General features: G+C 40.3%; 10 protein-coding genes, 2 rRNA genes and 1 pseudogene. 4 read left to right on the top strand and 9 right to left on the bottom strand.

Features of this window, described 5'->3' with window-relative positions; translation table 11 throughout:
* Positions 1–34: 34 nt before the first annotated feature.
* Entirely contained in the window at positions 35–199 is a 165-nt protein-coding gene (locus tag KJK34_RS05185; RefSeq protein WP_223052807.1) for a hypothetical protein, read from the bottom strand.
* A gap of 190 nt (positions 200–389) precedes the next feature.
* Positions 390–1,115, bottom strand: a complete 726-nt coding sequence (locus KJK34_RS15310) for a LytR/AlgR family response regulator transcription factor (RefSeq protein WP_223052806.1) — start codon at positions 1,113–1,115, stop codon at positions 390–392.
* Between the two features lie 107 nt (positions 1,116–1,222).
* Here KJK34_RS15310 and KJK34_RS05175 point away from each other — a divergent pair, with 107 nt between their 5' ends.
* The gene (locus KJK34_RS05175; protein ID WP_223052805.1) at positions 1,223–1,903 is read left to right on the top strand and encodes a response regulator; all 681 of its coding nucleotides are present in this window, start codon (positions 1,223–1,225) and stop codon (positions 1,901–1,903) included.
* Here the strand turns inward: KJK34_RS05175 and KJK34_RS05170 are convergent.
* Positions 1,900–2,973, bottom strand: coding sequence for an anhydro-N-acetylmuramic acid kinase (locus KJK34_RS05170; protein ID WP_223052804.1), 1,074 nt, complete (start codon positions 2,971–2,973; stop codon positions 1,900–1,902). The two genes, KJK34_RS05175 and KJK34_RS05170, sit on opposite strands and share 4 nt — an antisense overlap.
* Before the next feature lie 87 nt (positions 2,974–3,060).
* Between KJK34_RS05170 and KJK34_RS05165 the strand changes: the two genes are divergently transcribed.
* The gene (locus KJK34_RS05165) at positions 3,061–4,203 is read left to right on the top strand and encodes an acyl-CoA dehydrogenase (protein WP_223052803.1); all 1,143 of its coding nucleotides are present in this window, start codon (positions 3,061–3,063) and stop codon (positions 4,201–4,203) included.
* Between the two features lie 12 nt (positions 4,204–4,215).
* On the opposite strand, the gene KJK34_RS05160 is transcribed toward KJK34_RS05165, so the two are convergent.
* Complete coding sequence (locus KJK34_RS05160; protein ID WP_223052802.1) at positions 4,216–4,560, bottom strand: hypothetical protein; 345 nt, start codon at positions 4,558–4,560, stop codon at positions 4,216–4,218.
* 307 nt (positions 4,561–4,867) lie between these two features.
* Between KJK34_RS05160 and KJK34_RS05155 the strand changes: the two genes are divergently transcribed.
* Together KJK34_RS05155 and KJK34_RS05150 are read left to right on the top strand one after the other, a co-directional pair.
* Complete coding sequence (locus KJK34_RS05155; protein WP_223052801.1) at positions 4,868–5,203, top strand: helix-turn-helix domain-containing protein; 336 nt, start codon at positions 4,868–4,870, stop codon at positions 5,201–5,203.
* Between the two features lie 70 nt (positions 5,204–5,273).
* Positions 5,274–7,271, top strand: a pseudogene (locus KJK34_RS05150) (ATP-binding protein); the annotation flags it as partial.
* Positions 7,272–7,684: 413 nt separating this feature from the next.
* On the opposite strand, the gene KJK34_RS05145 reads toward KJK34_RS05150, so the two are convergent.
* The 5 genes from KJK34_RS05145 to KJK34_RS05125 all read right to left on the bottom strand — a co-directional run.
* Positions 7,685–9,031 carry a sigma-54-dependent transcriptional regulator gene (locus KJK34_RS05145; RefSeq protein ID WP_223052799.1) on the bottom strand — a complete coding sequence of 449 codons (1,347 nt, stop codon included), beginning with the start codon at positions 9,029–9,031 and terminating at the stop codon, positions 7,685–7,687.
* 176 nt (positions 9,032–9,207) lie between these two features.
* Positions 9,208–9,426 (bottom strand): hypothetical protein, encoded by a 219-nt coding sequence (locus KJK34_RS05140; protein ID WP_223052798.1) that lies wholly within the window; start codon positions 9,424–9,426, stop codon positions 9,208–9,210.
* Between the two features lie 184 nt (positions 9,427–9,610).
* On the bottom strand, positions 9,611–12,871 hold the full coding sequence (locus tag KJK34_RS05135) for a T9SS type B sorting domain-containing protein (protein ID WP_223052797.1): 3,261 nt from the start codon (positions 12,869–12,871) through the stop codon (positions 9,611–9,613).
* 248 nt (positions 12,872–13,119) lie between these two features.
* Positions 13,120–13,228 (bottom strand): 5S ribosomal RNA (rrf, locus tag KJK34_RS05130).
* Between the two features lie 189 nt (positions 13,229–13,417).
* Positions 13,418–13,525 (bottom strand): 23S ribosomal RNA (locus KJK34_RS05125); the annotation flags it as partial.

Raw genomic sequence — 13,525 nt, 5'->3', positions numbered from 1 at the left:
CTCAAAAATAATATATTTTATAATAACTTTTTAGTTACGGTTTCATTGGTGGTTTAGGGAACTCTTTATCACCGTTATCTACCGGCGGTATATAATTCGACTGAGAATCATCATTTACATAACTGTCGTCAGCAGAGCATGATACAGCAGAAAGACCTAAGAAAGCTACTAAACCTAAGATAAGAAGATTTTTTTTCATGATATTCAAAATTTTTGTGTCAGATGTGTGTTATATTCAATTTTTTCTCGTTTTTAGAATAACACTGCAGTTGTTATTTCTGATACAAATATAGGGGCATAAATCAGGCTATCACCATGATTTACAAGGTGTTTTGTAGATTACCCAAGTCTGCGAGTAACTCGACTGATTTTCGTGGTCAATAGCCTTTTTATAAATATTCAGGAGCTATTTTTCGTATAATCGTATCTATGTTGTCCTTGAAAGTTTTGGAAAAAGAGATAGATACTTCACCGTTATTAAGGTAGCATAACGATTTGCCTGTATTTATTCTCGACACATGGTTGCTATTTACAATATAACTGTTATGTATGCGATAAAAGAATAATGGCAAATTAGCTTCATAATGCTTAAGCGTTTTATAGGCCGTGAGTTTCCTGCCGCTGGTAAGATAAAAGTCGGTAGTGTTATTATCTGCCTGCAGGTAAACTATATCATGTAACGATATGAACTGGTAGTCACCATAAGAGCGAATACAAATAGTATCATTAACCGTTTCAGGGTTGGTTTTTTGGAACCTGAAAAGTGTTTTGCGCAGTTCGAAACGGTCAAGCGGCTTTAGCAGGTAATCCTGTGCCCCGGCCTTAATGGCATCAAAGGCAAATTTTTGCGTGGCAGTAAGTATTACAAAATACGGAAGCCTGTCGAGGTACTGGTAAAGATCTGTAATTACTGCAAGCGAAAGCCCTGTGTTTTTCTTTTTAGGGTTAACTTCCAGAAAAACGATATGCGGCTTCAGCTCCAGTATTTTATTTACTGCATCTGCCTTATTCCCTGCAATACCTACGCAATAATATTCCGGGAAACCCTCAAATGCCGAAAGGGTTTCCTGTACATGTGCTTCGTTATCATCTATAATAAGGTAAGAATACTGCACGTAAAATTTTTGAAAAAATTTTTTTGCAAATTAGAAATTATTGAAATGTTAATTTTACGGTAAAACCGTAAAATTTGTTAAATTTGCCAGACAACTAAACCTAATTTATGCAGCAGGACCTTAATATCTTGATCGTTGACGACCATCCTATGACAGTTAACGGGTATATAAATGTGCTGTCTGAAGAAAATTTTGAAGGCTACAACCTGGTGTTCACAAAAGCGCTGGATTGTGAAGAGGCTTACAGGCTTATAATGGAATCTAATGAATCAGGAAAGCCCTTTGATATTGCCTATCTCGACCTGAGCCTGCCACCCTATCCTGATAAAAATATATTTTCCGGCTTCGACCTTGGCCTGCTGATAAAGAATACATTACCCGAATGTATTATAATTATACTGACCATGCACAGCGAGGCAGCGCTTGTTGACAGGCTTATTAAAGAAATAAACCCGCAAGGCATTCTGTGCAAGAGCGATATAGATATTGATGAATTTCTTAATGCCTTTAAAATTGTATTTGAAAATGGCGATACCTACCTGAGCAATAAAATTGTAAAGTCGTTAAAGGAAAAGGTGTTTGATAATTTTAAGCTCGACAGTTATGATAAACAGATATTAATGCGCCTTAGCGAGGGAATACTCACCAAGAATATACCTAATTATGTACCGCTGTCTTTAAGTGCCATAGAAAAACGCAAGGCGAGGATGAAGAACATGCTGCTTCAGGGCAAGGGTGGTGATGACTATGAACTTATAGAAGCCATTAAAAAAATAGGCATTATTTAAGGCTCAAAAATATAACCCGAGCAATGGTTATTTGGTGCACCCGTTACACTTGCCAAAACATTTATTTCGCCCCTGAGCTTTAATACTCCAAGCAACGCAAATATCAGTGCTTCTTTAAACTGAATGGTTTTATCGTCAGGAATTACAACAGCAACATCAGGCAACATTGTCTTTAATTGATCAATAAGAAAGCTACTGTAAGCGCCCCCGCCCGTAATAAATAGTTTACCTGCGGGTTTAATTGTCAAAATCTCTTTTGCAAGCTGCATGGCAACATGTGTTGTAAACGTACGCAGCTTTTCAGGAATGCCGGCACTGCTCTCTTCCATTAGCGGCAGCACTGCATCCCTAACATATTCAAAACCTAATGATTTAGGATAACTTTTCTTATAATAATCGAGCCCGTTAAGTGCATCCAGTAAAGACGGAACTACACTGCCCGAACGTGCTATAGCGCCCCCGTTGTCATACGGCAGGCCGAGCCGGTTTGCATAAAAATTAAGTACGGTATTTACAGGAGAAATGTCATAAGCAATTCGGCTGCCATTATCTTCAAAAGAAATGTTAGAAAACCCACCAAGGTTAAGGCAGAAATCATAATCGCTGAATAAAAGCCTGTCGCCTACCGGAACTAAAGGGGCGCCCTGCCCACCCATTTGCACATCCTGAATCCTGAAGTTACAAATTATTTTTAATCCTGTAAGTTTTGCCAATGCAGGTTTGTTGCCAATTTGTAAGGTGATCCTTTTTTTAGGCTGATGCAGCACAGTATGCCCGTGGGAACAAACAGCATCAAGATCATTTAATGAATGCTTAACTATGAAAGAAGAAATAACTCCTGCTAAAAAAATGGTGTAATTATCATCTAAGGCTAAAAGGGCATCTTCATTATAATTAACTGCTTCTTTAAGCCTCACAACCCATTCGTCAGGATACGGAACAGTCTCTGCTTCATGTATGGCATAGCTCCATTTATTATCGGTTACAGATAGTCTAACATGCGCAAGGTCAATACCATCCAGCGAAGTGCCCGACATAACTCCTAAAACGTTATAGTTCTCGCTTTTCATAGGCTAAAAGTAAATAATCCTGTTGAAAATTCAGCAATTAATCGTTACATTTGGGCACAATAAAACAAAAACTTATCTAATATACTTATGGATTTTAAACTTACCGAAGAACACCTGATGATACAGAAGGCTGCAAGGGATTTTGCCCAGACTGAATTGCTGCCCGGTGTGATAGAAAGGGACGAAAAGCAGATTTTCCCGACTGAGCAGATAAAGAAAATGGGCGAGCTTGGCTTCATGGGCATGATGGTTGACCCTAAGTATGGCGGCAGCGGCCTTGACACTATATCATATGTGCTCGCTATGGAAGAAATCTCTAAGATAGACGCTTCGGCATCTGTGGTAATGTCTGTAAATAATTCACTGGTATGCTGGGGGCTTCAGACTTTTGGTACAGAAGAGCAAAAGCAAAAATACCTGACAAGGCTGGCAACAGGCGAAATTATAGGCGCATTCTGCCTTTCGGAGCCGGAAGCGGGCAGTGATGCCACCTCTCAAAAAACAACAGCAATAGATAAAGGCGACCATTACCTGCTTAACGGTACCAAAAACTGGATTACCAATGGCAGCACAGCCGATGTATATCTTGTAATTGCACAAACCGATATTGATAAAAGGCACAGGGGCATAAACGCCCTTATAGTAGAAAAAGGAATGCCAGGGTTTGAAATAGGCGCTAAAGAGCAAAAACTTGGTATCCGTGGGTCTGATACGCACTCTTTAATGTTTACCGATGTTAAGGTACCTAAAGAAAACCGCATTGGTGAAGATGGTTTCGGCTTTAAGTTTGCCATGAAAACCCTTGCCGGCGGCCGTATTGGTATAGCATCACAAGCATTAGGCATTGCATCAGGCGCTTATGAGCTTGCCCTTAAATATTCTAAAGAGCGTAAGGCTTTTGGTACAGAGATATGCAACCACCAGGCAATTGCCTTTAAGCTTGCTGATATGGCAGTACAGATAGAAGCTGCACGCCACCTTTGCCTTAAAGCCGCGTGGGATAAAGATAATCACCTAAACTATGACCTAAGCGGCGCAATGGCAAAACTCTATGCTTCTCAGGTTGCGATGGACACTACCATAGAAGCCGTACAGATACACGGCGGTAATGGCTACGTAAAAGAATACCATGTAGAAAGACTTATGCGTGATGCCAAAATAACCCAGATTTATGAAGGCACATCAGAAATACAGAAAATAGTAATTTCGAGAGCTATAATAGCAGAATAAGAAAGGCCCCCGTTACTCAACGGGGGTTTTTAATTTATACTCCTGCACAACATGCAGCAGGGCTTCAATAAGATCTTCTCTGGTAAGGTTTATATCAACATACTTAATGTTAGCCAGCTTTGTTATACTACTGCTCACATTACCGTTACCGCAAAGTATTAAGTTAATTTCGGGACTGTAAAGTTTCACAAAATCCATAAACTCTATCTCATCCGAAAGAAAGAAAATAACAAGGCTCCCTTTGGGTGCCGGGGCCGGGCTGTTCATACCAATGCATTTAAACTTTATTCCGTTTGGGGCTATATCCTGCAACATTTGGCAATAGCCTTTTTGGTTATCATATACATTTATCACCATAACATCAGTATTTAAGATTCAGAATTAAAAATTGACTATCAAAAAGTAATTATCTATTCATATTTTATTTGTGTTTTATCGATTAAACACTGCTTTATATCGAAAATAAAGCAATGAAGTTTTATTTACTTTGCCAGTCTGCTAATTTTATACAACAAAAATGAGCAGATACGTGCTTTTTTGTAAGAGCCTTACAGGCAGCCTGAATAGCTACAATCTGAATTATATTCAAATTTAGGATTTCCATTCAAGCTAAAACCTTAATAGGTAGTTATATTTTAATTAAACACATCTAAACTAATACATAATGAACGTAATCGGGCAAAAAATCAAAAGGCTGAGAGAGGAAAAAGGAATTACTCAGGAAGCCATGGCGGTACAACTTGATGTTACACAAAGTAACTATGGCCGCCTTGAAAAAGATGACAGGAGGCTTAACGTGGTAAAACTTTTAAAAATAGCACGCATCCTGGATATAAGTATTTCTGCGCTTTTTAACGAAACCGACGCCGGCAGCGGCGAAAACGGCAGCATGGCTCAGGGTAACAAAGAAGTTTATGACATACTGGTAGAAAGCCTGAGGGCAGAGATACAGCACCTTAAAGAAGAAATAAGCTTTTTAAGGGTAATAGTAAAAAGCTAAGGAAACAACAGCAATACTTTTACCCTGCCTTTGCCGTTTTCTATACAGAAAAAACTGTTACCTTTAGTATATGGTACAAAAGCCAAAGGCTGTAAAATATAAAGTTATAGGCGGATACATCCTGCTGTTTGTTACAGCGGTTGTATCCGTTTGGTTTGTATATACCGAAATATCTAAAATTGCCGCACCTGATACCGGCAACAGCGATAACCGCAAAATATTAAAAATCAGCAATACCCTTGCAAGCCTTTATGCATCAGAATCACTTGCCAGGAACAGCATACTCACCGCCGACCCTAAAGATTTTGACAAATATACACAGGCATTAGACAGCGTTAACCGCGAAATTGAAACTATAAAAAGTGAAGCTGAGCCTGCACAGGTACAAAAATTTGATACAGTGCAAATGCTGCTGGAACGCAAAAAGAACAGCGTACAGGAGATAATCAATTACAGGAAGGAGTATAACCGGAAAAATACTTTCAGGAGCGCTATAAGCAGCATTTATAACGCAAAAGATTCGGTAAGGGGCACACTCAAGCCTGTACCGGTATCACGACGCTACCAGTGGGAAAACCTTGCCAATTCGCTTTTAACACAGCAACAGCTCGATTCTATCCGTAAGCTGCAGATGAGTAATGACTCCCTTGCCATTGTTTTTGACAAGGTGCTACGCAGGCTCATCCGGAGGGATGACCTGTTGCAATACCAACTATTACAAAAAGAACAAAAGCTGCTGGATGAAAGCCGGGTAATATCAGACCAGCTAAGGGTGATACTTTCATCTGTAGAGAATGATTTCCTGCAAAACTCATACGACCAGATTAAAGAATCAAGAAACGCGCTTGCCAAAACCGCCGATACTATGGCGTGGGTAGGTGCAGCCAGTTTTCTTATCCTGCTCGCACTGGCCTGGGTAATTATACGCGACCTAACCAGCAACCAGAATTACCGCAGGCAGCTTGAAGTACTTAACAAAGAAAATGAAAACCTGCTGCGCAGCAAAAGCATGCTTATGGCTACTGTTACCCACGACATACGCACACCACTTGGCAGCATAATAGGTTTTTATGACCTGCTTAAAGAATCTGAAATGCCCCAAAGGCAAAAACAGTACCTGTCTAATATTAAAGAATCGGCTGACTTTATACTGAGGCTGGTTAATGACCTTCTCGACTTTTCTAAACTTGAAAACAACAGCATATCTATAGAAAAAGTGAGCTTCAATATGAAAAATGCAATAGAGGCTACCTGCCGCGTACTGGAGCCCATTGCCATAAATAAAAATATAGAGCTTAACTGGGATATAGATGAAGAACTGAACCGCAACTTTATCAGCGACCCCTACCGTATTAAACAGGTTATTACCAATTTGGTAGGCAATGCCGTGAAGTTTACGCAGGAAGGATCTGTAGAGGTAACCGGCAGGCTGGAAAATGGTTTTATAAATATTTCTGTTATAGATACAGGCATAGGTATAGCCAAAGAAAAACAGGATGATGTATTCAAGGAATTTACCCAGGCACACAGTGGCATAGAAAAGAAATTTGGCGGCACCGGGCTTGGCCTTACCATTTCTAAAAGGATAACTGAACTGTTGGGCGGCACCATACACCTTGAGAGCGAAGAAGGCAAAGGTTCTTTGTTTGCCATCATGATACCCTGTGTGCCATGCGAAACAGGAAATACTACTGCCGAAAAAGAAATTACTGAAGATATAACAAAATATCTCGAAGGGAAAAAGATACTAATTACAGATGATGATGCGATGCAGCTAACCCTGATGCAGGAATTATTTTCTCAATATCCTGTAACAGTAGTAACAGAAATTAATGCTGCGGAAGTTATTGCACACCTGGAACAGGAGCATTATGACCTTCTGCTTACTGATATACAGATGCCACAAATGAATGGTTTCGATCTTGTGAAGCTGGTAAGGCAGCACGATAATAGAACCATTGCCACAATGCCTGTAATTGCGCTTTCCGGAAAGCGTGATCTAACTGAGAATGACTTTACTGGAAAAGGTTTTACCGCAAGCCACCCTAAACCGGTGCAGCTTGAAACTTTGTTAGCCCTTATATCTAATATTTTTGGAAATAAAGCAATTCCTGCCGCTAAAAAACAGCTACGCCACCATGACGACAACGGCCCATTATATAACCTTAAAAGCCTGCGCCAATTTACCGGAGATGACAACGAATCTTTAAAAGCCATACTGGAAACCTTTAGCGATAGTGCAAAAGAGAATATTGAAACGCTAAAGAAAGCAGCTGCCGATAACAACCGGCAATCTCTTGGTGAAACGGCCCATAAAATGATACCAATGCTAAGGCAGATGGAAGCTAACGCTATTGCAGGGCTGCTTATACCTATAGAAGATAACGCACAGGAAATGCCAATAGGGCAAATTGAAACCCTTATACAAAAAGCTGAAATAAAGATTAATGAGCTGCTGGCTATGCTTCAGGAAGAAGTGGCCTAAAGGTCGATATTGTATAGCTTGAGCTTATTATAAAGCGTTTTCCTGTCAATATCAAGTAATCTTGCCGCTTTAGATTTGTTGTAGTTGGCTTTCTCTAATGCTTCCATTATAGCCTGCTCTTCATTAGCCTTACTGTAGCCTGCAAGAGAGCTTGCCGCTTTGGCTGCTTCCTGCATTTCGGGCGGTAACACGGCAAGTGTTATTTGCCTGCCTCTTTCCAGTAAAACAGAGCGTTTTATAATGTTCTTCATTTCACGCAGGTTACCCGGCCAGTCATACGCTAGGAAAAGCTCCTCGACTTCGCTGTCAAATCCTTCTATCTCTTTTTCAAGGTCTTCATTCGCCTGAGATAAAAAGTAATGGGCAAATATCATAATATCATCTGTGCGCTCGGCAAGGCGTGGCACCCTTATGCAAAACTCGTTAAGCCTGTGATAAAGGTCTTCCCTGAAATCGCCCCGCTTTACAGCTTCTGCCAAATCTTCGTTTGTTGCCGCAATTACACGTATATCTACACTTAGCTCGTTATTACTGCCTACAGGCTTAATTTTACGTTCCTGGAGGGCACGCAGTAACTGCACCTGCACTTCATAAGACAGGTTGCCCACTTCGTCCAGAAATAGCGTTCCGCCATTTGCAGCTTCAAAATGCCCTGTCTTATCATTAACAGCCCCCGTAAACGAGCCTTTAATGTGCCCAAAGAATTCGCTTGATGCAAGGTCTTTGGGTATGGCGCCGCAATCAACGGCTATATAGGGCATATCGGCCCGCCTGCTTTGCTTGTGTATAGAATGGGCTATATATTCCTTACCAGTACCACTATCGCCAATTATAAGTACCGACATATTTGTTGGCCCAACAAGGTATATATGTTCGTATAAACGCTCCGCTTCCCGGCTTATCCCTTTCACGTATGGAAGTTCGGCTGCTGCTTTCGAAGGTTTTTTACCTGCCTGTGGTGTTGCAGTGACCTTAGTTTCGTTTTTACCCAATGCCTGCTTAATGGTGTGCAATATTTCATCGGGGTTTATAGGCTTGCCCACATAATCAAACGCACCCGATTTCATAGCATTCACAGCTGTTTTAATATCGGTATATCCTGTCATTAAAATTACCTGAGTGGCGGGTGCATTGTGCTTAACATGTTTAAGTATTTCCAAGCCGCTGCTATCAGGCATACGGATGTCGGTAAGCACTACATCAAATGTTTTCTTGCTGATAATTTCCTGCGCCTCGCCTGCACTAAAAGCATTGGTTACGGCGAAACCTTTTTTCTGTAAAAAAGTTTTCAGCATAACACAAAAAGCGGTGTCATCGTCAATAACCAGTATTTCGGCACTCATAGGGAAATTTTATTATATGCAAATGTAAGCGTTTTACATCGTTCGGTATGTTAATAAAAACAAAAGGAGACTGTTACGTCTCCTCTTGTCGAAGAATAAAAATTCTTCTCATCACCTTACTATATGCTTACATCCAACTTTAATTCTAATGGTTCTTTTGTTACATAAATGGGTTCTCACACCCGGTTAGTCGCCACGATTTCAGAAACTGAAAACATGTGGCTGTTTATATTTAAATATTTCAGCAGATTTGAGGGTACCTGGTAGGCATTCATCTTTACCAGCATACGCTGCTTTCTTGTGTTGATGTTTAAAGGGTTAGCAGTCATCATCATTCGTGCAGCGTTTGCAGAAATGCCAAAAATCAGTGTTGCGGTTATCAATATACTTTTCATAAAACAAATTGTCAGGTGATTTGCTTAAGTATATGAAACAACCATACCAATACATACATCATTATTTAAAATGATGATAATACCTTATATATCAACAGATAACAAAGCATTGTGAAATAGATTGACAATTTTTAAACTGTAGAGAAATTTATAAAATCAACATTAAATGTGTAGAAATTCCACACTATCGCACCATTGAGAAATGGCCTCTGTGTACACGCCCGTCTTCACGTGTTACCAAAAACCAATAGTCGGTAGAAGGAAGACGCCTGCCGTTGTAAGTTCCATCCCAACCGGGGCTTTCAGAATCAAAAGAAGTTATTACCTTGCCGAAGCGGTCAAATACAACAACTGTAAGATTTTCTTCAAACCATGAAAAAGGTATCCTCCATGTTTCATTGATACCGTCTCCGTTCGGTGTAAAAAATTTAGGATAGTTTAGCAGTACTACCTCCTGTTCAATAATTCCGCATTCGTTTATATCGCGAACATAAACAGTATAAATACCGGGTTCGAGGCCGGTAAATGTGCCTACTGCCTGATATGTTATACCGTCAAGCGAATATTCATACTGCCCATTACCGGCAGCCGAAACATTTATACTATTATTGTTTACAGTCCAATCTTCTGTATCTACCCATACAGATGTAGCAGGTTCCGAAAGCGTTACAACAACCTGTGCAGCAGCCGAACAGTTATTATTGGTAACAGTAACACTATACTCTCCGGGTTCAGTCACAAGTATAAAAGAAGATGTTTCTCCAGTTGACCACAAATAAGAATCATATCCGTTTCCTGCAGATACCGTTACAAAGCTGCCTTCGCACAAATAATATTCCTGTTCTATATCAAGCTCAGGGTTTTCCGCTATTGTTAGTGTAAAGGAAACTACATCATTACAAACCGTTATACGATTATGCACAAGGCTCGCATATATCGTAACAGAAGGTTGTGTGAGTTCAAACTGTTCAGAAATGGCATTGGTGCCATTTTCTGCATCAGCAAGCGTTAAGTGATATGTAATAGTATAAGAGTTCGCGGGCTGGTTTCCGAGTATAGCTTCATTTTGCTGCGAAAGGTCAAATTCAAAATTGAGTTCCTCTCCCGGCTCCACACATTCAAAAAGGTTAGCGGGCTGATTTGCAGTAACAAGATCGGGAAGAATATTTATATTCTGTGTTTTAGTAGATACATTACCACAATCATCTTCTACCTGAAATGTATATGTACCCGGTGCAAGCCCCGAAAATATATTATTAGTGCCATTATCCAGTAGTATCTGGTTTGTGTCGGGGTCAATCAAAAAGTAATTTAGTGGTGCTATTCCATCAGCATCTATATAAATATCGTCTGGGTTACCACTACAGTTAAGTTTAAAGAAACTGTTTATACGCGGGTTGTTAAGGTAATTAAAAGCACCGAGTTCTATTATACAGTTTTTTGCCTGGTTACCGTTGCCAAAACTTTCAAACGCCTTAATAATCCTGAAATCTCCCGCAAAAGTTAAATTAAATGTAGTCTGGTTGTTCGCCAGAGGAAACGAATTATCCTCTGTAGGTATGGTGCCTTCAGGATAGGGCACGCCTGTAGCAGGATGTCCCCACTCGCCTGTTTCTGTATTTAGCTCCTGGAGCCAATAGGTAGGTGATACCGAAATATTATCTGTATCAGACATCAGTATATCAAAAGAGCCGCAATTAGGATCAAAAGTAAATGGTGTGTCATCAGGCTGGTAACCAACTACATTTACAGTTACCGTACGCACTATTCCGCAAACGTCTGTACCTTCAAATACATAAATACCTTCCGGCAGGCTGTCAAGGTATAAATCTCCCGTAACAGAATTTATTGCTTCAGATATATCTACAGGTGTATCGGGTTCATATTCATCCGGTGCATCAATAAGTGTTATTGCTGTTAGCGCGCCGTTGCCACTTGATACTTCTAAGGAACCAAAACCAATGGTACAATCAGCCTGTGTAGTTCCTGTAAAATCCCTTTCCACAAAAACGGGAACACTTACAGGTACTTCATGCACCTGCCCGCAATCATCTGTTATCCGGACAATATAGTCGCCTACAGGCAGATTATTTACAACCAGCCTCCCTGCAGAGTTTATTGATGGAGAGACGTCATGCGGAAAAGGCTGCGGGTTTTGCTCTATATAAGCGGGAGGCCCTTCAATTATTTCAGCTGAAACAATTTCCCGTGAAGCAATTCCTATTATGATACGCCCAAATTCGGAGAAGCAACCATTATTCCTGCCTGTAGCTGATATAACGGGATTCTCAACATCAACAGAAAATTCTAAACTTGCCGTCCTGCCACAGGCATCTGTAATAGTAGCTGTATAGTTGCCTTCGGGTATGGGGTTACCCTCACCTCCATAAGTTAAAGAGCCTTCATTAAAGGGGCCGGGATGAGCCGGATTATAACTTACAGGATTAAAACCTTCCGCATCAGACTGCAGGTCTATAGTAAATGGCGGAGAATAATGAAGCACACTAAGTGTCAGATAATATTCGCCACACGGCAGTGATACTAAATTATTTGAAATTTCGGGCAGCGGATTAACCACCATACCTGTATTACCATACTGGTTACCACAGCTATTTGTAATAGAGATATCGTAGGTAAATTGTTCTCCCGGGTACAGATCAAGTTGATATTCCAACTCCAGTAAATTCGGGACACCTTCATTATAGATAACAGTATCTGTTATTTCAGTTCCGTCTGGTGGATAAATTGTGTAGGTTACCGTTAATGGATAACTAATTGCAACACCTTCCGGATAACTAATTGTGTTTGTTATAATAGCCGATGTACAGCCGGTTGTAATTACATCTTCAAACTGTGGCGCAGAAACTACGGGAGTTGCAGCCTCTAAAACAAGTGTGTAAGTAGTTACCACACCCTGGCCGCATACATCAAAAACCCTTATATTATATGTCCCTTCAGGTAAATCCTGAAAAACATTTGATGTTTGTAACGGCCTTGTTTCAGGCCCGGAGATGATTTCATATTCAGCAGCCGTACCCGATGTTGTTGTTATTGTTACAACACCTCCTGTTGTACAGTTTTGGCTAAAAGATGATATGGTGTAGGTAAGTGGTTCTATTGCATTCTCTATAACTACTTCCTGTTCTACAGAAAGAGATTCCCCGTTTAGAGATTGTTCAGCAACAACAAGGTAGGTTCCCGAGTCTAGATTGGTAACAGTATCTGCATTAGTAACCTCTACAGGATTTACCACATCTGGTAATTTATATACCGTGTAAAGAAAAGTTGAACCCGGCGTAGCACCTGTAATTGTAAAGGTGAGTGATGCATTATCATCGCAGGTTTCATCAGCTACAGCAACATCTAAACTAAAGTCGTCAAGCTGTGCGAATGAGTTTAAACCCATTAGCAGTATAAATACTGATACAAACCATTTTTTTATCATTCCCCCTTAACCGTTACCAAATTTAAATTTAGCAAATTTATAAAACTTTAACGCAAGAGTTATAGCGATAGTATCAAAATATCGTCATGTTAGCTTATCAAATCGTTAAATAGCATAGGATAAGTTGAAACATTGAAATCTTATAATATAATTTGATTTGCTAAAAGACGAAATAAACTGAGGCTTTAGGCAATGCAGGTAAGCCTAAAAACAAAAAACCCTATCCGTACTGGATAGGGTTTTCAAAAGAAAGGCGATGACATACTCTCCCACAAGATGCAGTACCATCTGCGCAGGCGGGCTTAACTTCTCTGTTCGGGATGGGAAGAGGTGAGCCCCGCCGCAATAATCACCTTAAGTTTTTCAAGGCAAGAGCCATTTGCCAACAGGCAGCAGTACTCTTTGCTTTGTCCATCAGTATCCGGCTTGTGGCTATTGCCTCTTGCCTGTTTACTAATGGCTAATATGTTAACATACTGCGATAAAGAATAAAGTGTTTTGTTGCTGTAGAAAGTGTTTCCCTGCCCCTTGCGGGGCAGGAAAGGCGTACATAAGCTTACGGGTTATTAGTACTACTCGGCTTTGGCATTACGGCCTTTACACCTGTAGCCTATCAACGTGGTCATCTTCCACGACCCTTAAAAGAAATCTCAT

It is taken from the genome of Flavobacterium coralii, assembly GCF_019891545.1.
GTDB classification, from domain to species: domain Bacteria; phylum Bacteroidota; class Bacteroidia; order Flavobacteriales; family Flavobacteriaceae; genus Flavobacterium; species Flavobacterium coralii.
The sequence above is the reverse complement of the archived record's forward strand: the minus strand, read 5'-3'. Positions and strand labels throughout refer to the sequence as shown.